This window comes from Chelatococcus albus (assembly GCF_030067675.1).
In the GTDB taxonomy this organism is placed as follows: domain Bacteria; phylum Pseudomonadota; class Alphaproteobacteria; order Rhizobiales; family Beijerinckiaceae; genus Chelatococcus_A; species Chelatococcus_A albus.
In genome coordinates, this window is record NZ_JASJEV010000007.1 from 270,388 (window position 1) to 290,556 (window position 20,169).

The 20,169-nt window shown below is 71.0% G+C and carries 18 protein-coding genes, 2 tRNA genes and 1 pseudogene; 3 read left to right on the plus strand and 18 right to left on the minus strand.

The window, feature by feature from the left end; genetic code table 11:
• Positions 1-95 precede the first annotated feature (95 nt).
• The 11 genes from QNA08_RS13145 to QNA08_RS13195 all read right to left on the minus strand — a co-directional run bounded on the left by QNA08_RS13145 (position 96) and on the right by QNA08_RS13195 (position 14,092).
• Entirely contained in the window at positions 96-1,340 is a 1,245-nt protein-coding gene (locus QNA08_RS13145; RefSeq protein WP_283741165.1) for a Zn-dependent hydrolase, read from the minus strand.
• A 75-nt stretch (positions 1,341-1,415) separates the two neighbouring features.
• Positions 1,416-2,084 carry a GntR family transcriptional regulator gene (locus QNA08_RS13150; protein ID WP_283741166.1) on the minus strand — a complete coding sequence of 223 codons (669 nt, stop codon included), beginning with the start codon at positions 2,082-2,084 and terminating at the stop codon, positions 1,416-1,418.
• Positions 2,085-2,300: 216 nt separating this feature from the next.
• On the minus strand, positions 2,301-3,731 hold the full coding sequence (locus tag QNA08_RS13155; protein WP_283741167.1) for an aldehyde dehydrogenase family protein: 1,431 nt from the start codon (positions 3,729-3,731) through the stop codon (positions 2,301-2,303).
• Between the two features lie 41 nt (positions 3,732-3,772).
• Positions 3,773-4,819 carry a histone deacetylase family protein gene (locus QNA08_RS13160; RefSeq protein WP_283741168.1) on the minus strand — a complete coding sequence of 349 codons (1,047 nt, stop codon included), beginning with the start codon at positions 4,817-4,819 and terminating at the stop codon, positions 3,773-3,775.
• A 179-nt stretch (positions 4,820-4,998) separates the two neighbouring features.
• A complete protein-coding gene (locus QNA08_RS13165; protein ID WP_283741169.1) occupies positions 4,999-6,699 on the minus strand; it encodes a thiamine pyrophosphate-binding protein in 1,701 nt (566 codons plus the stop codon).
• A 22-nt stretch (positions 6,700-6,721) separates the two neighbouring features.
• Complete coding sequence (locus QNA08_RS13170) at positions 6,722-8,368, minus strand: ABC transporter ATP-binding protein (RefSeq protein WP_283741170.1); 1,647 nt, start codon at positions 8,366-8,368, stop codon at positions 6,722-6,724.
• Between the two features lies 1 nt (position 8,369).
• The gene (locus tag QNA08_RS13175; protein ID WP_283741171.1) at positions 8,370-9,206 is read right to left on the minus strand and encodes an ABC transporter permease; all 837 of its coding nucleotides are present in this window, start codon (positions 9,204-9,206) and stop codon (positions 8,370-8,372) included.
• A 14-nt stretch (positions 9,207-9,220) separates the two neighbouring features.
• Positions 9,221-10,198, minus strand: coding sequence for an ABC transporter permease (locus QNA08_RS13180; protein WP_283741172.1), 978 nt, complete (start codon positions 10,196-10,198; stop codon positions 9,221-9,223).
• A 327-nt stretch (positions 10,199-10,525) separates the two neighbouring features.
• A complete protein-coding gene (locus QNA08_RS13185; protein WP_283741173.1) occupies positions 10,526-12,103 on the minus strand; it encodes an ABC transporter substrate-binding protein in 1,578 nt (525 codons plus the stop codon).
• A gap of 685 nt (positions 12,104-12,788) precedes the next feature.
• Entirely contained in the window at positions 12,789-13,544 is a 756-nt protein-coding gene (locus tag QNA08_RS13190) for a DUF72 domain-containing protein (protein ID WP_283741174.1), read from the minus strand.
• Positions 13,545-13,633: 89 nt separating this feature from the next.
• Complete coding sequence (locus QNA08_RS13195) at positions 13,634-14,092, minus strand: YbhB/YbcL family Raf kinase inhibitor-like protein (protein WP_283741175.1); 459 nt, start codon at positions 14,090-14,092, stop codon at positions 13,634-13,636.
• A gap of 272 nt (positions 14,093-14,364) precedes the next feature.
• On the opposite strand from QNA08_RS13195, the gene QNA08_RS13200 reads away from it, so the two are divergent.
• Complete coding sequence (locus QNA08_RS13200) at positions 14,365-14,826, plus strand: MFS transporter (RefSeq protein WP_283741176.1); 462 nt, start codon at positions 14,365-14,367, stop codon at positions 14,824-14,826.
• 189 nt (positions 14,827-15,015) lie between these two features.
• Positions 15,016-15,252 carry a PIN domain-containing protein gene (locus QNA08_RS13205; RefSeq protein ID WP_283741177.1) on the plus strand — a complete coding sequence of 79 codons (237 nt, stop codon included), beginning with the start codon at positions 15,016-15,018 and terminating at the stop codon, positions 15,250-15,252.
• Between the two features lie 124 nt (positions 15,253-15,376).
• Here QNA08_RS13205 and QNA08_RS13210 read toward each other — a convergent pair.
• Positions 15,377-15,451: transfer RNA gene (locus tag QNA08_RS13210), tRNA-Gln, on the minus strand.
• A gap of 165 nt (positions 15,452-15,616) precedes the next feature.
• On the opposite strand from QNA08_RS13210, the gene QNA08_RS13215 reads away from it, so the two are divergent.
• A tRNA-Pro gene (locus QNA08_RS13215) sits at positions 15,617-15,693 on the plus strand.
• Positions 15,694-16,168: 475 nt separating this feature from the next.
• On the opposite strand, the gene QNA08_RS13220 is transcribed toward QNA08_RS13215, so the two are convergent.
• The 6 genes and pseudogenes from QNA08_RS13220 to QNA08_RS13245 form a co-directional block, all read right to left on the minus strand.
• Positions 16,169-16,363: a hypothetical protein gene (locus QNA08_RS13220; protein ID WP_283741178.1), complete on the minus strand. Its 195-nt coding sequence runs from the start codon at positions 16,361-16,363 to the stop codon at positions 16,169-16,171.
• Positions 16,364-16,552: 189 nt separating this feature from the next.
• A complete protein-coding gene (locus tag QNA08_RS13225; RefSeq protein ID WP_283741179.1) occupies positions 16,553-16,996 on the minus strand; it encodes an IclR family transcriptional regulator in 444 nt (147 codons plus the stop codon).
• Entirely contained in the window at positions 16,993-17,799 is an 807-nt protein-coding gene (locus QNA08_RS13230) for a maleate cis-trans isomerase family protein (RefSeq protein ID WP_283741180.1), read from the minus strand. The genes QNA08_RS13225 and QNA08_RS13230 overlap by 4 nt, the downstream gene beginning before the upstream one ends.
• 69 nt (positions 17,800-17,868) lie before the next feature.
• A complete protein-coding gene (locus QNA08_RS13235; protein ID WP_283741181.1) occupies positions 17,869-18,903 on the minus strand; it encodes an MFS transporter in 1,035 nt (344 codons plus the stop codon).
• 52 nt (positions 18,904-18,955) lie between these two features.
• Positions 18,956-19,189: pseudogene (locus QNA08_RS13240) on the minus strand (amidase family protein); the annotation flags it as partial.
• Between the two features lie 11 nt (positions 19,190-19,200).
• Complete coding sequence (locus tag QNA08_RS13245) at positions 19,201-20,160, minus strand: TRAP transporter large permease (RefSeq protein ID WP_283741182.1); 960 nt, start codon at positions 20,158-20,160, stop codon at positions 19,201-19,203.
• Between the last annotated feature and the right edge of the window lie 9 nt (positions 20,161-20,169).

Sequence of the window (20,169 nt, forward strand, 5' to 3'; positions counted from 1 at the left end):
CCGGGGCGCGAGCCCGGTGCCGCGCCGAGGCGCCGTCTGCTTCCGCGAGGGATGGCCGGGCGGGACGCCCCCTGAGCGGCCGCCGGCCGGCGTGATCAGCGGTCCGCGCGCGCGACGGCGCAGTGGAGCAGGACGTTCAGGCCCGGAGCGAGGTCGTCGCGGCTCGCGAACTCGGCGTTGTTGTGGGTGATGCCGCCCCGGCAGGGCGTGAAGATCATGGCCGTGGGGCAGATGCGCGCGAGGAAATAGGCGTCGTGCCCGGCCTGGCTCGGCAGGTCGCGATGGCTGTAGCCGAGCAGGCCGGCGTGGTGGCGAACCGACGCGATGAGCTCGGGATCGAAGATCCGCCCACCCCAGTCCCAGCGGTCGACGATCTCGGCCGCGCAGCCCGCGCGCGCCGCGGCCTCGGCGGCGGCGCGCAGGACGCGCTCGGCCATCACGGCGCTCGCCGCCGGATCGTCGTGGCGCACGTCGCAGACGGCCTGCGCCCAGTCCGACAGGATGCCGGCCCTGTTCGGCCAGGCCGCGAGGCGCGCCGCCGTGGCCTTGCCGCCCGTCGCCGCGAAGTCCCAGCCGATGTCGTCGACCGCCACGAGCAGGCGGGCGGCGGCGACGAGGGCGTTGCGGCGCCTGTCCATCGGCCAGGGGCCGGTGTGCGCGGTCTCGCCGCGGAATTCGACGAGGAAGCCGTGCGAGCTGTAGGCGTGCGTGACGACGCCGACCGCGACCCTCTCCGCGTCGAGGATGGGGCCCTGCTCGATGTGCAGCTCGAAATAGGCGTCGACGTCGCGCCCTCCGACCGGCGCCTCGCCGAGATAGCCGATGCGCGCCAGCTCCTCGCCGAAGCGCGGCCCGTCGTCGGCGGGGCGGTCATGCACGAAGTCGAGCGCGTAGGCGCCGGCGAAGCAGCCGGATGCCAGCATGGGCGGGGAGAAGCGCGCGCCCTCCTCGTTGCTCCAGTTGACGATCTCCAGCGGCCGGCGCGTCACGTGGCCGAGGTCGTTCAGCGTGCGCGCCACCTCGAGGGCGCCGAGCACGCCGACGATGCCGTCGAAGCGCCCGCCGTTCGCCTGGGTGTCGAGATGGCTGCCCATCAGCACGGGGGGCAGGTCGTTCTCGCGCCCGGCGCGGCGGGCGAAGATGTTGCCGGCCTTGTCGACGGTCACGGCAAGCCCGGCCTCCCGGCACCAGCCGACGAAGACGTCGCGCATGTCCCGGTCCGCGTCGCCGAGCGCGAGCCGCGCGAGCCCTCCCTCGCGGCCCCGGCCGATCTCGGCCGAGCGCTCGATCGTCGACCAGAGGCGTTCGATGTCGGCACGGGCGGAGGGCGGCAGCGGCATGGGGACCTTGAGGGGGATGCGGGAGGGGATGGCGCCGTCGGGCGGGGTCCTCGGCGGGCGGGGCCGCCCATCCCGTCAGACGTCGCGCGAGAGGATGTTGTGCTTCAGGATGACGCCGCCGCCGCTCAGGATGTCCTCGCGGATCGCCTTCCTGGCGGCGGCGGGGTCACGGCGGCGGATGGCGTCGAGAACGTCGTAGTGGTGGTCGATCATCGTACGCCCGCCGACCTCGTAGGCCGCCGAGATGACCGGCCCCATCTGCAGCCAGAGATTGCGCAGGATGCCGCGCAGGATGGGCATCTCGGCGATATTGGCGAGTTCGAAATGGAAGATCTGGTTGAGCTCCGTCGCCCGGGCGTAGTCCTGCTCCGCGAAGGCGCGCTCGTTGTCGGCGACGAGGGCGGCCAACCGCTCGATGTCGGCGGGGCGGGCGCGCCTGGCCGCCCCTTCGGCCGCAAGGCCCTCGAGCTGCAGGCGGATCGTGCGGATCTCCAGATACTGGTCGTGGCGCAGGATCGGCACGCGGATGTCGCGCGGGCTCTTGAGCAGCAGGGCGCCGTCCTGGACCAGGCGCAGGATGGCGTCGCGCACGGGCGTGACGCTCGTGCCCATCTTCTGGGCGAGGTCGCGGATCTTCAGGCGGTCGTCGGGCCGCAGCGCCCCCTTCATCAGGGCGTTGGCGATGTTCTGGTAGACGAGCTCGCCGAGATTGCTGTGGTCGATGGCCTTGAATTCGAAGTCCACGGCAGGCGCCCCCGGTCAGCGATGACGTCGCCGCTCCCGCCCGCAGGCGGACCGCACGGCGACCGCCGCGGCATCCGGCGGGAGACCGGCCCGTATCATACTGTGAAATCGGCTGGATGACATGAGGACGAGACATGATGCATCAGGGAAGCGGGCCGGCGGGGCGGCAGCCCCGGCCGCCCCGCCGTCCGTGATCGCGGCCGGCCGCCGCCGGCCTCAGGCCGCGGCGTAGCCGAACATCGACTTCACCTCGAGGAAGTCCTCGAAGCCGTAACGGCCCCATTCCCGGCCGTTGCCGGACTGCCTGTAGCCGCCGAAGGCCGCCGCGAGATCGCCCGGCGCGCCGTTGATGTGCACCATGCCGGCGCGGATACGGCGCGCCACCCGCCGGGCGCGCTCGATGTCGCCGGAGGTGACGTAGCTCGACAGGCCGTAGACCGTGTCGTTGGCGATGGCGATCGCCTCCTCCTCGTCGGCGTAGGGCAGGATCGACAGCACGGGGCCGAAGATCTCCTCGCGGGCGATGGTCATGTCGTTGCGCACGTCGGCGAAGACGGTCGGGCGCACGTAGTAGCCCCTCGCCAGCCCCTCCGGCCGGCCGGGGCCGCCGGCGACGAGGCGCGCCCCCTCGGCGATGCCGGTGTCGATGAGGGCCTGGATCTTGTTGAACTGCGCCTCGCTGACCACCGGGCCGATGGTCGTGCCCTCGGCCCAGGGGTCGCCCACGACGGTCTCCGCGGCGATGCGGGCGGCAACCGCGATCGCCTCCTCCTGCCGGCCGGCCGGCACGAGCAGGCGCGTGGGCGCGTTGCAGGACTGGCCGCTGTTGGAGAAGCACTGGCGCACGCCGTGGGTGACGGCGCGCTGGAGGTCGGCATCGTCGAGGATGATGTTGGGCGACTTGCCGCCCAGCTCCTGGTGCACGCGCTTCACGGTGTCGGCGGCGGCCTTGGCCACGAGGATGCCGGCGCGCGTCGAGCCGGTGAAGGACATCATGTCGATGCCGGGGTGGCGCGCCAGCGCCTGGCCCACCGTCGGGCCGTCGCCGTTGACCATGTTGTAGACGCCGGCGGGAACGCCCGCCTCGTGCATGATCTCGGTGAAGAGATAGCCCGACATGGGGGCGACCTCGCTCGGCTTCAGCACCATGGTGCAGCCGGCGGCGAGCGCGGGGCCGACCTTGCAGGCGATCTGGTTCATCGGCCAGTTCCACGGCGTGATGAAGCCGCAGACGCCGACCGGCTCGCGCGTCACCAGCGTCCGGTTGACCACCTCGTCGAACGCGTAGGTCCTGAGCACGTCGAGGACCTGCGCGAGGTGCCCGAGCCCGGCCGCGGCCTGGGCCTGCCTGGCGAAGCCGATCGGCGCGCCCATCTCGCGGCTGATCGTTTCGGCCATCTCGTCGTGGCGCTTCTTGTAGACGGCGATGACGGATTCGAGGAGCTCGACGCGCTCCTGCCGGCTCGTGCGCGAGAAGGAGGCGAAGGCGCGGGTGGCCGCGGCCACCGCCTTGTCCACGTCGGCGGCATTGCCGAGCGAGATGCGGGCATAGGCCTCCTCGGTCGCGGGATTGATCACGTCGAGGGTCTTCGGCGCCGAAGGCGCGACCCAGGCACCGTCGACGTAGAACATGAGAGCCTCTTGCATCGCTTCTGATCCTTTCGCTGAAACGGGATGGCCGGGAGGGGTCAGCGGGCGAGGAGTCCGTGGAGGAACTGCCCCAGGCAGTCGCCGATGACCGAGATCTGGTAGCCGCCCTCCTGCACCACGACGGTCGGCAGACCGATGGCGCGGACGCGCTCGCCGATGCCGCGGAAGCCTTCGGTCGATACCTTCAGGAGGCCGATCGGGTCCTCGCGGTGGCTGTCGTAGCCGAGCGCCACCACGAGTGCCTCGGCGCCGAAGGCGCCGATCCGTTCCGCCGCCCGGTCCACGGCCGCATGGAACTCGGCATCCGCGGCGCCCGGTGCGAGCGGCAGGTTGATGTTGCGGCCCTCGCCCTCGCCCACGCCCCCCTCGTCGGCATAGCCGATGTAGAAGGGGTAGTAGTCGTTCGGGTCGACGTGGATCGAGACCGTCAGCACATCGGCGCGGCGGTAGAACACCTCCTGCGTGCCGTCGCCGTGGTGGGCGTCGACGTCGAGCACCGCGACGCGCGCGTGGCGGCTCAGCAGCCGCTCGGCCGCGATGGCGGAATTGTTGAGGTAGCAGAAGCCCGTGGCCCGGTCGGCGCGGGCGTGGTGGCCGGAGGGGCGGCACAGCGCGTAGGCCGCCGGCGCGCCGGCGAGCACCGCATCCGCGGCGGCCGCGGCCGTGTGGGTCGAGGCGAGCGCCGAGCGCCAGGTGTCCGGGCCGATCGGCACGGCAAGGTCGCCGAGATAGTAGCCCGCCTCGGCCACGACCGAGCGCGAGCGGCAGGCCGGGCGGTGCGGCCAGTCGGGCCGCCCGTTCCAGTAGGGCGAGACGTTGGGCAGCACCTCGGGCCCGGCCTCCGGCAGCGCGCGCCAGCGCTCGTAGGCGCTCGCCAGGAAGTCGAGATAGGGCCGCGTGTGCACGGTCAGAGCGGGCGCGAGGCCGTAGTCGCGCGGCGCCTCGGTCGCGATGCCGCGCGCGGCGAGCGCGCCGATGAGGGCGTCGATGCGACCCGGCAGGTCCTTGGGATCGCGGATCCGGCCGACCCGCATGAACTGCTGGGGGTCGTGCAGGCGCTGGTCGGGGTGGAAGAAGGCTCGCATCGCGTCGCGCTCCTGGATCACGATCGGGGTGGAAGGGGGATGGGACGGAAGAGCGGTTCCCGTTCTCGCGCCATCCCGCTCTCGCATCCTGCTTCTGGGGGGCTTTTCCTGGGGGGCTTTTCCTGGGGGGGCCTTTCGGGCATCGTCGCTGCGGCCGCCGGATCGGCTCCGGCCGCGCCTCAGGCGGTGCCGGCGCGGGCCAGGGCGGCCCGGCGCACGGCGTCGAGCGTCGTGTCCGGCGTGATGCCGTCGGGGTCGTAGCGCACCTCGATGAGCGCGGGCATGCGCTCGGCCTCGGCGAAGGCCGCCGCCCGCTCGAAGGCAGGCAGGAAATCCTCCGTGCGCGCTACCGTCTCGCCGTGGCCGCCGTAGGCGCGCACGAGCGCCGCGAAATCCGGGTTCGTCAGCGACAGGCCGAAGACGCGGCCGGGGAACTCGCGCTCCTGATGCTGGCGGATCGTGCCCCACATGCCGTTGTTGAAGACGAGGACGACGATGCCGAGGCGGTTCTGCGCCGCCGTGCCGAGCTCCTGCATAGTCATCTGGAAGCAGCCGTCGCCGGCATAGGCGACCACCATGCGCCCGGGAAAGGCGAGCTTGGCCGCGATCGCCGCCGGCAGGCCGTAGCCCATGGCGCCGCAGATGGGCGAGGCCTGCGTGCCGAGGCCGGAGAACTGCAGGAAACGGTGCGGGAAGAGTGCGAAGTTCCCCGCCCCGACCGTGACGCAGGCGTCCTTGGGCAGGCGCTCGCGCAGGCAGGCGGAGAGCGCCGACAGGTTCATGGCGCCGGGCATGGGCCCGGGCTCCAGCGTCGCCAGGTACTCGGCGTTCGCGGCGCGCGCGGCCCCCGCCCACCGCGGCGCGGCGCGGGGCGCAAGCCCGGCCACCGCCGCGGCGAAGCCCACGGGATCGGCCACGATGGGAAGGTCCGCCCGATAGACGCGGCCGAGCTCGTCCGGGTCGGGATGGACATGTACCAGCCGCTGGCGCGGCACGGGGCTTCTCACATGCACGTAGCCTTCCGTCGTCGGCTCGTCGAGGCGCGTGCAGACGGCGAGGAGGAGGTCCGCCTCCTCGATGCGGCGGGCGAGCCTGCCATCCATGCCGTAGCCGACGTGGCCGGCGAAGTTCGGATGGCGGTTGTCGAAACACTCGAGCCGGCGCCAGGCGACGCCGACGGGCAGGTCGTAGCGCTCGGCGAAGGCGCGCAGGCCGGCGAGCGCCTCCTCTGTCCAGCCGGCCCCGCCGACGATCATGAAGGGCCGCCCGGCCCCCTCCAGGATTTCGCCGAGGCGGGCAAGCTCGGCCGGGGCGGGATGGGGATGCGGGCGCGGCGCCGGCGGCACGTCGGCGACGGCCGCCTCGCCCCACAGCGTGTCCTCCGGCAGCGCCAGCACGACCGGGCCCGGCCGCCCGCTGCGCGCCACGCGGAAGGCGCGGGCGACGAATTCGGGAATGCGGTCGGTGCGGTCGATGCTCGCGACCCACTTCGCCACGGGGGCGAACATGCGCCGGTAGTCGATCTCCTGGAAGCAGTCGCGCTCCGTCGTGTCCGAGCCGATCTGGCCGACGAAGAGGATCATCGGCGTGCCGTCCTGGTAGGCCGTGTGCAGGCCGATGGCGGCATTCGTCGCGCCGGGGCCGCGCGTGACGAAGCAGACGCCCGGCTCGCCCGTGAGCTTGCCGTGCGCCTCGGCCGCATAGGCCGCGGCGCCCTCCTGGCGGAAGGAGACGGTGGCGATGGCATCGCGGTGCCCGTAGAGCGCATCGATGCAGGGCAGGAAGCTCTCGCCCGCGACCATGAAGACGCGGCTGACACCGTTGAGCATGAGATGGCGAACGAGGATCTCCCCGCCCCGCCGCGCGAGCGGCGCTGTCATTCGGCCCTCCTTCCTCGGATCGTCACGCCACCGCCGCCCGCGGGTCCCAGTGCAGGCCCGGGATGGCGGCGATCAGGCGTTGCGTATAGGCGTGGCGCGGCGCGTCGAAGACCTGCTCCGGCGGGCCGAGTTCGACGATCTCGCCGCGGTACATCACGGCGATGCGGTCGCAGATCTGCGCCGCGACCCTGAGATCGTGGGTGATGAAGATGATGGCGAGGTCGAGCCGGCGCTGCAGCTCCTGCAGGAGCTCCAGCACCTGGGCCTGCACCGACACGTCGAGCGCCGAGACGCTCTCGTCCGCGATCAGGAGCTCGGGCTCGAGCGCCAGCGCCCGGGCAATGCCGACGCGCTGGCGCTGGCCGCCGGAGAACTCGTGCGGGTAGCGGTCGAAGGCGGAGACGTCGAGCCCGACCAGGGCGAGGAGCTCGCGCGCCTTCGCCTCGGCCGCGGCCCGGGGGATGCCGTTGGCGACAGGGCCCGCGGTGAGGATCCGGCCGATCGTCTGGCGCGGGTTGAGCGAGGCGAAGGGGTCCTGGAAGACCATCTGCATGTGCCGGCGCATGGGCCGGAAGGCGCCGGCCGACAGGGGCACCACGTCCTGCCCGCGGAAGCGCACCTCGCCGCCGTCGACGTCGGTGAGCTTCAGGAGGCAGCGGCCGAGGGTCGACTTGCCGGAGCCCGACTCGCCGACGATGCCGAGCGTCTCCCCGCGCCGGACGGTGAAGCTCACGTCCTTGACGGCATCGACGACGCGCGGCTTCGAGAAGAGCCCGCCGCCGCTGCGGTAGGTCTTGCGCAGGCCGCGCACGTCGAGGAGCAGTTCGCCCTCGCTGCCCGGCCTCGCCTCGTGCGTCTCGCGGTGCGGCACGGCCGCGATGAGGCGGCGCGTGTAGGCGTGCTGCGGACGGTTGAGGACGTCGTCCGCCCCGCCCTGCTCGACGACGAGGCCGCGCTCCATGACGACGACCCGGTCGGCGATGTCCGCCACCACGCCGAAGTCGTGCGTGACGAACATCACGCCCATGCCCTTCGCCCGCTGGATGCGGCGGATGAGGTCGAGGATCTGCGCCTGGGTGGTGACGTCGAGCGCCGTCGTCGGCTCGTCGGCGATGAGCATCGCCGGCTCGAGCGCCAGCGCCATGGCGATCATGACGCGCTGGCGCTGGCCGCCGGACAGGCGGAAGGGATAGGCGTGGCGCAGGCTCGCGGGGTCCGGCAGGCCGACATAGTCGAGGAGCGCGAGCACGCGGCGCTCGCGCTCGGCCGCATTGCCCTCCCCGTGCACCTCCATGACCTCGGCGATCTGGTCGCCGACCTTCATGAGCGGGTTGAGGGCCGAGAGCGGCTCCTGGAACACCATGGCGATGGAGCGGCCGCGCTCGCGCTGCAGCTCGGCCTCGCCCATGGCGAGAAGATCCCGGCCGCGGAAGAGGATGCGCCCGGCGGAGGGCTTCAGGTAGCCCGGCAGGAGCCCCATGATGGCATTGGCCGTCATCGACTTGCCGGAGCCGGACTCGCCGACGACACACAGGATCTCGCCCGCGTCGAGCGTGCAGGAGAGGTTCTCGACGGCGAAACGGCGGTCGAGCCCCGCGGGCAGCGGGATCGACAGGCCCTCGACGGCAAGGAGCGGCACGTGATGCGCCTTGGCGGAAGCCGTCTGCATGTCAGCCCCTCCGGCCGCGCAGGTGCGGGTTGAGCGCGTCGTTCAGCCCCTCGCCGATCAGGTTGATGGCGAGCACCGTGAGCAGGATCGCCACGCCCGGGAAGACGCTCATCCACCAGGCCTCGCGCAGCATGGTGCGGGCGGCGCCGATCATGAAGCCCCAGCTCATCATGTTGCGGTCGCCAAGGCCGAGGAAGGAGAGCGAGCTCTCCGTCAGGATGGCGGTCGCGACCATGAGCGAGGCAGTGACGATGATGGGTGAGACGGCGTTGGGCAGGATCTGGGTCAGCATGATGCGCGGACCGGTCTGCCCGACGACGATCGCCGCCTGCACGAACTCGCGCGAGCGCAGGCTCAGGAACTCGCCGCGCACGAGGCGCGCCACGGGCGGCCAGGAGACGACGGCGATGGCAAGCGTGATGGAGACGATGGAGGGGTTGAAGATGGCCACGAGCACGATCGCCATGGCGAGTGCCGGGATCGTCTGGAAGAACTCGGTGAAGCGCATGAGCAGGTCGTCGATCCTGCCGCCGTGGAAGCCGGCGAGCGCGCCGATCGAGACGCCGATGACGACCGCGACCGCGGTCGAGACGACGCCGATGAGGAGCGACACGCGCGCCCCGTAGGCGAGGCCGGCGGCGATGTCGCGCCCGAGCATGTCCGTGCCGAGCGGGAACTGCGGGTCCTCCAAGGGGCCGAGCAGCGGCACGCCGGCGCTCTCCCAGGGGCTCGACGGGAAGAACACGGGCGCAAGGATCGCCACCGCGACCACGACGAGGAGGATCGCAAGGCCGACGAGGGCACCGTAGTTGTGGGCGAAGCGCCGGAGAAACGTCATGGGGGCCCTCTCCCTCAACCCGCCGCCTCGATGCGCGGATCGACGATGCGATAGAGCAGATCCGTCACGAGATTGACGATGACGACGACGGTCGCCGTCACCAGGAAGACGCCGAGCAGCACCGGATAGTCGCGCTGCATCAGCGCATCGAACATGAGCCTGCCGATGCCGGGCCAGGCGAAGACCGTCTCGGTCAGCACCGCCCCGCCCACGAGCTGCCCCGCCTGGACGCTGGCGAAGGTGAAGACGGGGAGGATGGCATTGCGCAGCACGTGCCGGCGCACGATCCGCCCCTTGGGCACGCCCTTGGCGCGGGCCGTCTTGACGAAGTCGAGGCCCATGACCTCGAGCATGGAGGCGCGCGTGAGGCGCGTGTAGATCGCGGTGAAGAACATGCCGAGCGTCACCGTGGGCAGGACGAGATGCTCGGCGATGTCGGCCGCCCGCGCCCAGCCGGTGTAGCCCGCGCCGATCGTCTCCATGTCGAAGGGCGGCAGCCAGTCGAGATGGATGGAGAAGACGAGCACGGCCATCAGCGCCACCCAGAAGAGCGGCGTCGCATAGAAGACGAGGGCGCCGGTCATGACGACGCTGTCGGCGACGCTGCCGCGGCGATAGGCGGCGGCGACGCCGAGCACGATGCCGAGCGCGAGCGAGAAGACGAAGGCGCTCGCGGTGAGGAGAAGCGTCGCCGGCAGCCTGTCCAGGATGAGGCGCGAGACGGGCACCTGGTTGCGGTAGGAGAAGCCGAGATCACCCGAGAGCACGCCCTTCAGATAGGTCCAGAGCTGCCAGTGGAGGGGCTGGTCGAGGCCGAACTGGGCGCGGAGCTGCGCGATGAACTTCTCGTCGCCCGCCCCCGCCTCGCCGGCGAGCACCGCCGCCGGGTCGCCCGGGGCGAGGTGGATGAGCAGGAAGTTCAGGATCACGACGCCAATGACGACCAGGACGGCCTTGACGAGGCGCTGGAACAGGAAATCGAGCGTTTTCAAGCGGCTTCCCCTAACCCCTCAAGGTGATCACAGGCGGCGGAGGCCCCCGGCCGTCATCCCCCTCCTGTCATCCCGGAAGCCGCGCCAGCGGCTGTCCGGGATCCGGAAACGGCAACGCGGCAGGAAGGGGTGCGGCGGTCGTCGCGCCTTCCCGGCGAGTGGCATCGGCTCCGGGTCCCGGGCTCACGCCTGCGCCGGCCCCAGGATGACCGTGCAGGGGTCCGGCGCAACCCTTGCCCCGCCATCGCGGCAAGGGCGCGAGGGAGACGGTGCCCGGGTCCGCCGGCCACCGCCGTCTGCGTCACTCGGCAACGTCATCTGGCGACGTCATCTGGCGATCCAGACCTCGTCCATCGCCTCGTTGAGGCCGATGGCGGTCTTCACGAGATTCTTCACCTTGGCCCTGTTGACGGTGACGTTCTGCAGCTCGAACAGCCAGCCGAGGGCGACATCGCCCGTCACGATCTTCTGCATCTCGCCATAGGCCTTCGCCGCGTCCTCGCTCTTCACCGCCGTGGCACCGGCGAGGAACAGCTCGTCCGCCCTGGGGTTGGAATAGCCCTCGTTGTTGGCGAAGGGCGTGCCCTTGATGATGTTGGCGGTCAGGTAATGGCGCGCCACGCCGAGGGCGGGATCGCCGTACTGGTAGGTGAAGTTGAAGGTGATGTCGAAGTTCCACTCCGACAGCGCCTGCGCCCAGCCGCCGGCGTCGACGGACTGGATCGTGACCTTGAAGCCGAGCTGCTCGAGCTGGAGCTTCACGTATTCCGACAGGCGGTCCCACTGCGAGCCGTAGGGGATCGGCATCAGGCGGATCACCTGCTCGGAGGGCTTGATGCCGGATTCGGCGATGAGCTTCTTCGCCTTCTCGATGTCGAAGGCGTAGGTCGGGGCGTCTGCGGAGTAGAAGCGCGTGGTCGAGGCGAGCGGCCCGGTCGCCGGCTTGCCGAGGCCGAAGAAGATGTTCTTGACGATGAAGTCGCGGTTGACCGCGTGCATGATCGCCTGGCGCACCAGCTTGTTGTCGAAGGGCGCCTTGCGCAGGTTCATCTGCATGAAGACGAGCGGGGCGTACATCTCCCAGCCGGCGGTCGTCGTCTCGACGTCCTTCAGCTTCGCCAGCCGCCGCACCTCGAAGCCCTCGACGTCGCCGCCGCGCAGCACGTCGACCGTGCCCTTCTCGAAGGCGACGCCGCGCGAGGCCGCATCCGGGATGATGCGGAAGTAGAGCTCGTCGAGATAGGGCTTGCCCGGCTTCCAGTAGTCCTCGTTCCTGACGAGGTGGACGTAGGACCCGCGCTTCCACTCCTTGAACTTGAAGGGGCCGGTGCCGATCGGCGTCTGGTTGGCCGGGTTCGTGCGGTAGTCGGCGCCGTCGTAGATGTGCTTCGGCACGACGGGGAAGGAGCTGATCTCGAAGGCCCAGAGGAAGGCCGAGAAGGGCTTCTTCAGCTTGAAGACGACCTGGTTGGGCGCAGGCGCCGCGATCTCGCTCACATAGGTATTGGCGATGTAGCGCCAGCGCGGATGCGCCTCGCGCAGGAACTTGTCGGCGGTGAAGACGACGTCCTCGGCGGAGAAGGGCTTGCCGTCATGCCACTTGACGTTGTCCTGCAGGGTGAAGCTGTAGGTCAGGCCGTCCTCCGACACCTCCCAGGACCTGGCGAGGGACGGCTGCGGCTTCAGGTCCTTCGTGTAGCTGAGAAGGCTCTGATAGATCTGGCCGCCGACATAGATGATCGGCCCCTGGGTGTTGAGGCCGAGCATGAGCGTCGGCGGCTCGGGCTGGGCGATCATGTTGAGCGTGCCGCCCTTGACCGGCGCCTCCTGGGCGAAGGCGCCCGACGCGAGCGCAAGACCCACGGCGCCGGCAAGCCCCGCTATCAGCCTGACAGATGTCTTCATCAGCGACTCCCCTCGGTCATTCCCTGAGCGGCGACCGCCGCGCGGCGGTCGCTTCCTGCGGCGCCGCCGGCGTGGCCGCGGACGGGACGGCGGCTGCCGTGCCGAAGCGCGGAACGCCCGGGCGCGATCGGGCGCGAAGTCAGGCCGACGCGAGCATCGACATGACCTTCGGTGTCAGCAATACCTTCGGCATCCGCAGCACCTTCGGCATCGGCGGTGTCTTCGGTGCGAGCAATCGGCGTGCCACCCGCCCATGCGGGTGTCGCTCCTGCTTGCGCCGGCGGCCTTCGCCGCGGGCCAGGCGCGGCGGCTCAATCCGCCGAAGACGCATCGGCGGCCGCACGTGGCGGAATCGGCCCGGCTTTCGCTGGAATCATGACGGCGTCCTCTCCCTTGCGGCGGGCGCCATGGCGGCGGCCCCCTCGCCCTGTGCCGAAAGCGACGGCATTCGCGTGACCGACTGCATCGCCGGGCGGTTGTTTTGCCCGATTATGATGCATCAAATTTCAAGGTCAACCGCCGTGCCGGAGCGCGCGCCGGTGCCCGGGGCGATGGCTCGGCGCCCGTGGACGTCGCCGAGGCGCGCGGGGGCACCTCGCCCGGCGGCTGCCGGCCTGCCCCTCGACGACCTCGCGCGGCGAGCGGCCGGGAACGGCCGGGCGATGCACGACGCCGGCCGCGCCGCTCAACCTTGCGCCGTGGCCACGTCCTCGCCCGTCCCGAGGAGGCCCGCGAGGCAGCGCGCATCGGCAACGGCGCAGCCCCAGGCGTCATTGTTGAAATAGGCGTAGACCTCGTGGCCGGCGGCGGCCTCGGCCTTCATGCGCGCGGCGACCCCGGCGAGCCGGGCGGGGCCATAGGCGCCGAGGCGCGAGCGGGAGAAGCCGTGGAAGCGATGATAGACGGTGCGGGCCGTCACCCAGTCCGGGCAGGCGATGCCGCCGTGGTCGTGGATGCAGAAGGCGAGGCCGTGATCGGCGAGGCAGTCGCGCACCTTCGGCGTGAACCAGCTCGCGTCGCGGAACTCGAAGACATGGACGAGATCGACCGGCAGGCGGCCGGCGAAGTCGGTGAGCAGGCCGACGTCCGCGGCAAGGCGCGGCGGCAGCTGGAAGAGGACGGGGCCGAGATGCTCGCCGAGGCGCCGGACGCGCGCGAAGAAGAGGGCAAGCGGCTCCTCGCAGCCGGCGAGGCGCTTGAGATGCGTCACGAGGCGGCTCGCCTTCACCGCATAGACGAAGCCCGGCGGCGCGAGCGCATGCCAGCGGTCGATGGTCGCCTCGGTCGGCAGGCGGTAGAAGCTTGCGTTCAGCTCGACCGTGCGGAAATGGGCCGTGTAGAAGGCGAGCCACTCGGCCTGCGGCAGATGCGGCGGAAAGAAGACGCCGCGCCAGTGCGGATAGGCCCAGCCCGACGTGCCGATGTGGATCGCTCCCGCCATGGCGGGCCCCCGTGCCGCTCTCTCGCGGCGGGGCGCCCCGCCCCGGCCGTCGGGTCCCGGGCGCCCTCTCCTGTCGATGCCCGCCGGCCTCAGCGCTCGTAGACGGCGACGAGCGAGGCTTCGGCCAGCGCGTGCTTGCGCGCCTCGCGCTCCACGTCGCGGCAGGCCGCCTCCCTGGGCAGCGGCAGGCGGTCCGTCGACAGCGCCATGAGCCGGAAGTGATAGTGATGCGGGCCGTGGCCGTGCGGCGGGCACGGGCCGCCGTAGCCCGGGCGCCCGAAATCGTTGATCGCCTGCCGCAGGCCCTTCACGTCGCTCAGCGCCGCGATGCCTTCCGCCAGCATGGTGCGGTCGGCGGGAATGTCGTAGACGGCCCAGTGGTGCCAGATGCCGCGCGGCGCATCCGGATCGTTGCAGACGAGGGCGAAGCTGCGGGTGCCCTCCGGGGGGTCGCTCCAGGCGATCGGCGGCGACAGGTTCTCGCCGTCGCAGGTGAAACGGCGCGGGATCGTCGCGCCGTCGTCGAAGCCGGACGAGCGGAGTTGCATGTCGGGCTCCTCCACGAAAGTCCGCCCCGCGCCCCGGCGAATGATAGCAGCCCCGACGGTGCAATTGGAGGGCATGGCGGCCGGAGCGCACCGGCCGCGACGCGCATCGTCGCGCCGGGCGGGCCCATGTCAGGAAGCGAGTCAGGGAGCGATGTCAGGAGGCGGTGCGTTCCGCGACCTCGCCGACATCGGGAATGTCCATGCTTGACCTCAAGCGAACTTGAAGTGGCACTGTGCCGCTCCAACGCCCGGTCAGCAAGGAGACGACAAGGATGGAATTCAGCGATGCGATCACGCACGCCCGCAGCCCGCGCCTCGGCGTCGCGGCCCTCGCCATGGCGATATTGCTGGCCTCGCTGGGGATCAGCATCGCCACCGTGGCCTTGCCCACCTTGGCGCGCGACTTCGCCCTGCCCGTGACAGGCGCCCAGTGGGTTGTTCTGGCCTACCTGCTTTCGGCAACCGTGGCCATCGTCATGGGCGGACGGCTGGGAGACCTGATCGGCCACCAGCGCGTCCTTCTTGGCGGGCTGGCGATGTTCGCTGCGGCCGCCGCGTTCTGCAGCATCGCACCGACCATCGGAATGCTGATCGCCGCGCGGGTGGTCCAGGGCGTGGGCGGCGCCATTCTCATGGCCCTGCCGGTTTCGATCATCCGCGCAACGGTCGCGAGGGAACGAACCGGATCCGCCACCGTCGTGCTGGCCGTGTTCGAGCGCGACCAATCGGAATGAGCGGAAAGAAACGGCGCCTGTCTGGCGCCATCCTCGCCGCACTTCCACCGGCGAGGCCCATCTTCCGCACCTTGTCGGCAAGGTTCGACCAGACCTTCCACGATCGCATGGCCAGGGCGTGGAAGACGGAGCAGGTGCGGCTCTTGCGGGAGAACCGGCCGCACTGCCTCGCACCGCCATGCGCGGCTGGTGGACGCTTTCGTCGCCCGTCTCTCCACCATCCTGCCGTGGGACGCGGCGGCTGCGGAACACGCCACGCGGATCAAGCAGGATCTGGCCGTGAAGGGAACACCCATCGGCGGCATTGACATCATGATTGCGGGTCACGCGCTTGCCGGCGACTGCGTGCTGGTGACGAACAACACCCGCGGATTCGCGCGGGTGCAGGGGCTGAGGGTGGAGGATTGGGTGGCGGAGCGATTTTGACGGATATGACCCGCGAGCGATGGTGGCTCCCATCCGGAGCGACCGAAGGCGATGGCTGACCTGAAAGCCGCCATGAGGGCCGATCTGGGCATTGAGGTCGGTCAGGCGGGTTTGACCGCAGTCGTGGCTGGGGCGGGAGGATTCGAACCTCCGAATGGCGGAATCAAAATCCGCTGCCTTACCACTTGGCGACGCCCCAACGGACCCTTCGGTCGGGCGCGGACCATAATTCGCAGGCCCGGTCCTGGCAACGGTCGCATCGGCCGTCGGAGGGGCCCTGTGAAAACCTGTCCCCACCCCCTCGCCGGCGCTTGCGGCGCTCCGACTCGGAGGCTATAAGACCGGCCTCGCCAGCCGGCGACGTCGGAGTGTAGCGCAGCCTGGTAGCGCACCTCGTTCGGGACGAGGGGGTCGCAGGTTCAAATCCTGCCACTCCGACCAATCAAAACAAGCACTTGGCAGGACGGCTGAAAATCCACGGTGGACATTCAGCCGAAAGGAGCCCCGCCAAGCGGGGCTTTTTTGATTCTGGCGCCACCCCGCCCCGACTCGACTCTCTCCACTCCCCGCGCTTGTTCTCGTTCCGTTCTCACAAGGAACAAGGACATGCAGGCTGTCAGTCACGGCGAAATCCTTCACGCGCTGATCATGTACGATGCGCCGCTCTGCGTCCGGTGCAACAAGTGCGGGCGGCGGTCGCAGATTGAGGGCGGGTTCCTGGCGAGGCGACCGGAGGCGCGCGTGCACGGCAACATGACGCCGCTGGGCGCGGGCACCGGCCGCAGGGGCGGTCACAGGGCACCGCACAGCCGCCGTGGATCATGACGTCGGCGACGTTCCGGCCCGCGACGTCGACGCGCGCCAGCGCGCACCCGTAGCGGTCGCGACCGTCACGTTCGATCCGCGCCGCGCGCCCTCACGGGGCGGTCATGCGGCGGCGTTCGTCCACGATGGCGCCTTCGACGGCGGCGATGGTCTTCTGGAGCTCGATGAGGGATTCGTTGGCCGTCTCCCGCACGATGCGGACCTCGATGATGTTCGCGATCAGCTTGCGCCGCTGCTCGACCAGGAGCTCGAGAAGCTCCTGCGCATTCTTCAGATGGTCCTCCATCCTGCCCTCCTCAGCCTTCGGGCCCGCGGCGCGGGCTCGCCCGTGCACCGCGGCGGCGCCGGCCGATCGGGCACCTCCCGCAGGCTCGACCGCCGTGGCAGCCATCATACGCCCCGACGCTGCGGCGGGCGAAGGCCGGAACGCGCGGCGGCACGGTCCCCGCCCGCGGCGGAGCCGCCGGGCCTTCTCTCACCGCGCCGGCTGCGGCGCGGCCAGGAGGCCGGTCAGCCGGTCGGCGGCGCCGCGCACCAGGGCGCCGAGGCTCGCCAGGCGCGCGGGCGGCATGCGCTCCGCGGGGCCGGAGACGGAGAGCGCAGCGACGGGCCGGCCGCGCCGGCCGAGGATGGGCGCCGCGACGCAGCGCATGCCCGGCACGTGCTCCTCGTCGTCCACGGCATAGCCGCGGCCGCGCGTCTCGGCGATCTCGTGGCGCAGCCGGCCCGGATCGGCCACGGTCCTGTCGGTGAGCGGCGTCAGGGCGATGCGCGGCAGGAGGCCGGACAGGACCGGGTCGCTCTGGGCCGAGAGCATCGCCTTGCCCACGGCCGAGCCGTGCAGGGGCAGGCGCGAGCAATCGCCCGGGCCGGCGCCGCCCTCCGGCCGCCTGCGGGCGGTGGCCCCGTGGAGGCTCATTCCCGCGGCCGGGCGGCGCCGTCGCCAGCCAAGCACATTTCGGCCGGCCCCGCCCGCCCGCGATCGGGCGGGGTCCCGCTGCCGAGCCCGAAGAGCCCGCCCCAGCCGCGCACGCGGGCGGGATCGGCGCCGGCGACGAGGAGGGCCTTCCACAGGGTGGTGGCGATGGAATCATAGACGGGAATGCCGAGTTCCCGCTCCAGGGCCTCGGCGACGGGCGCCCCGCGCATGTTGGTGCAGACGACGGCCACGGCGTCGCACCGCTCGCGCGCCACGGCGCGGATCAGGCCGGCGATCCCCTCCTCGTCCAGCTCGGCGAAGGAGAAGTTGTCCTGAAGCGCAAGGTGCCGCTCGGCGGCACAGGCGAAGCCCGATGCCCCCCAGTTCGCCACGATCCTCTCCTGCACGTCGGGAAGATAGGGCGTGACGAGCCCGAAGCGCCTGACGCCCGTGCGCGTGAAGATCTCGCGGAAGGCGAGCACCGACGTGCAGGCGGGGATGCCGGTCGCAGCCGTGATGCGCTCGCACAGGCGCTCGTCGCGCTCGAAGCCGAGCCAGCTCGCCGAGGTGCCGTTCCAGGCGACGACGTCGACCCTGGCGTGGGCGAGGAGCTCGGCGGCGCGCAGGATCTCGCTGTCGTCGAACTGCCCGAGGGCAGCGCTCGTCAGGGCGATTTCCGTCACCTTGAAGCGGGAGAAATGGGCCGTCACCTCCGGGAGCCCCGCGAGCATGGCGGCCGTCACGGGCTCGAGCACCGTGTGGGAGGAGGGGGTCAGCATGCCGAGGCGGATGCGGCGGGTCATCGTCTTGCTCCGGGGGTCTCGGTCAGGCCCCCCGCCGCGGCGGGCGGAGGGCCGTTTCTCTCGCCACGCTCAGACCGGCAGCTTGCGGCTGTAGTCGATGGCGGTCGAGCAGGCGAGGAGCGCGACGCCGGCGACGGCGAAGAACATCAGCGCCAGGAAGTAGGAGCCGGTGATCTGGACGATGAAGCCCACGATGATCGGCACCGTGATGCCGGCGATGTTGCCGCCGAGGTTCATGCAGCCGCCGAGGAAGCCGGCGCGCTCGCGCGTCGCCAGGATCGAGGGGATCGCCCAGTACATGCCGCACCAGCGCAGGAAGAAGAGCGTGGTGGACAGGAGCGCCACGACGGCGACCGGGTCCCGCACATAGGCGACCGAGAAGATCGACACGGTGGCGAAGATCGCCGCGACGCCGAAGAGCGTGCGGAAGACGACGTTGGGCCGCCCGCCCCGCGCCCGCCACAGGTCGGCGATCCAGCCGCCGACCAGCTCGCCGACGAAGCCCGCGAAGAAGATGAGGAAGGAGGCGCCGCCGAGCGTCTTGATGTCGAAGCCGTGCACCTTGAAGAGGTAGCTCGGCAGCCACGTCAGGAGCCCGTAGAAGACGGTGTTGAAGAACATCCAGCCGCAGCACATGAACCACACCGGGGGGTGGCGGAAATAGGCCGCGGCGCTGCCGCCGGCCGCATGCGGCGCCTCGGCGTCCTCGCGGGCGTGCGCCTCCTCGATGTAGAGCGCCTCCGAGGCGTTGACCGAGGGATGCTCGCGCGGGCTGTTGCGGATGTACCACCAGGCCCAGAGCCCGCAGACCATGGTGCCGATGCCGGCGACGGCGAAGGCGATGCGCCAGGAATCGAAGACGGCGATGAGCCAGGCGATGACGATGGCGCCCAGGGCCGCGCCGAGCGGCGCCCCGCCGTCGAGCAGCGTCGCGCCGCGGCCGCGCTCGTGCTGGGTCATCCACATGGCGTTGAGCTTGCCGCCGGCCGGATAGATCGGAGCTTCCGAGGCGCCGAGCCCGAGGCGCGTGAGCAGGAGCACGAACCAGCTGTTGGCGGAGGCGGCAATGGCCTGGAAGAAGCCCCAGCCGACGGTCGCCGGCATGGAGCCGGCTGCCCCGGGTGGTGGCCAGGCCGGCGACGGCGATATTGTCCTTGATGGTCAGGGGAACGCCGTCGAGCGGCCCGCGCGGGGCGCCCGCGCGCCACCGCTCCGCGCTCCCGGCGGCGGCGCCGAGCGCCCCCTCCCGGTCGAGCGTGACCACGGCGTTGAGCGCCGGATTGACCGCGTCGAGGCGCGCGATGACCGCCTCGACGACCGCGACCGGGCTCAGCGCGCCCGCCCGATAGGCCCGCGAGAGCGTCTCGGCGCCCAGCGTCCAGAGCGGCATCGCGCCGGATGTCAGAACATGTTCCGCGGCAGCCACAGCACGACCTCCGGCACGTACCACAGGAAGACGGTGAAGCCGAGCATCATCGCCACATAGGGCCACACGCCGGCGATGTCGTCGCTGATCGGCCCCCGGTCGGCCCTGATGCTCTGCACGACATAGAGGTTCATGCCGACCGGCGGCGTGATGAGCGCGATCTCGCTCATCAGCACGATGAAGATGCCGAACCAGATCGGGTCGACACCCGGCGCCGTGACGATCGGATAGGCGATCGGGATCGTCGTCACCTGCATGGACAGGACTTCAAGGAAACAGCCGAGGATCAGGTAGAACACGATCAGGATGAGGATGATCGCGGTCGCGTCGACGCCGAGCGAGGTCACGAATTTCGTCAGCACCTGCGGAATGCTCAGGAAGTTGAGCGTGACGTTGAGGATGAAGGAGCCGCAGATGATCAGGATGATCATGCCCGTGATCGCTGCCGTCTGGCGGAAGCAGTGGTGCAGGATCGTCAGGTCGAAGCGTCCGACCGTCACCGCGAAGCCGATGGCGAGGATGACGCCGAGGGAGGCCGACCCGGTCGGCGTGGCAAGCCCGAAATGGAGGCTCCCCATGACGACGGCGAAGATCAGCGCCGGCGGCACGAGGAAGCGCGACAGGCGCACGCGCGCGCGGAAGGTGAGCTGCGCGTCCGCCCCCACCGTCCGCCCCCGGTTGGCGGCGGCGATGCAGGCCATGAAGAGCAGCGTCAGCAGGATGCCGGGCACGATGCCGGCGACGAACAGGCGGCCGATCGAGTTGTTCGTGATCGAGCCGTAGACCAGCATGGCGACGCCGGGCGGGATGAGGATGCCGAGCGTGCCGCCCGCGGCGAGCGAGCCGAGCGCCTGGCGCATGTCGTAGCCGCGATCCTTGAGCGCGACCGCGGCCGACATCACCACGGCGGCGATGGCCCCTGGCACCTTTCGCATGACGCCCCC

Bases quoted from the DNA above. Each gene is read 5' to 3' on its own strand.
- QNA08_RS13145 (WP_283741165.1), bottom strand. From the start codon at position 1,340: ATGCCGCTGCCGCCCTCCGCCCGTGCCGACATCGAACGCCTCTGGTCG.
- QNA08_RS13155 (WP_283741167.1), bottom strand. From the start codon at position 3,731: ATGCAAGAGGCTCTCATGTTCTACGTCGACGGTGCCTGGGTCGCGCCT.
- QNA08_RS13160 (WP_283741168.1), bottom strand. From the start codon at position 4,819: ATGCGAGCCTTCTTCCACCCCGACCAGCGCCTGCACGACCCCCAGCAG.
- QNA08_RS13165 (WP_283741169.1), bottom strand. From the start codon at position 6,699: ATGACAGCGCCGCTCGCGCGGCGGGGCGGGGAGATCCTCGTTCGCCAT.
- QNA08_RS13170 (WP_283741170.1), bottom strand. From the start codon at position 8,368: ATGCAGACGGCTTCCGCCAAGGCGCATCACGTGCCGCTCCTTGCCGTC.
- QNA08_RS13175 (WP_283741171.1), bottom strand. From the start codon at position 9,206: ATGACGTTTCTCCGGCGCTTCGCCCACAACTACGGTGCCCTCGTCGGC.
- QNA08_RS13185 (WP_283741173.1), bottom strand. From the start codon at position 12,103: ATGAAGACATCTGTCAGGCTGATAGCGGGGCTTGCCGGCGCCGTGGGT.
- QNA08_RS13190 (WP_283741174.1), bottom strand. From the start codon at position 13,544: ATGGCGGGAGCGATCCACATCGGCACGTCGGGCTGGGCCTATCCGCAC.
- QNA08_RS13195 (WP_283741175.1), bottom strand. From the start codon at position 14,092: ATGCAACTCCGCTCGTCCGGCTTCGACGACGGCGCGACGATCCCGCGC.
- QNA08_RS13200 (WP_283741176.1), top strand. From the start codon at position 14,365: ATGGAATTCAGCGATGCGATCACGCACGCCCGCAGCCCGCGCCTCGGC.
- QNA08_RS13220 (WP_283741178.1), bottom strand. From the start codon at position 16,363: ATGGAGGACCATCTGAAGAATGCGCAGGAGCTTCTCGAGCTCCTGGTC.
- QNA08_RS13225 (WP_283741179.1), bottom strand. From the start codon at position 16,996: ATGAGCCTCCACGGGGCCACCGCCCGCAGGCGGCCGGAGGGCGGCGCC.
- QNA08_RS13230 (WP_283741180.1), bottom strand. From the start codon at position 17,799: ATGACCCGCCGCATCCGCCTCGGCATGCTGACCCCCTCCTCCCACACG.
- QNA08_RS13235 (WP_283741181.1), bottom strand. From the start codon at position 18,903: ATGCCGGCGACCGTCGGCTGGGGCTTCTTCCAGGCCATTGCCGCCTCC.
- QNA08_RS13245 (WP_283741182.1), bottom strand. From the start codon at position 20,160: ATGCGAAAGGTGCCAGGGGCCATCGCCGCCGTGGTGATGTCGGCCGCG.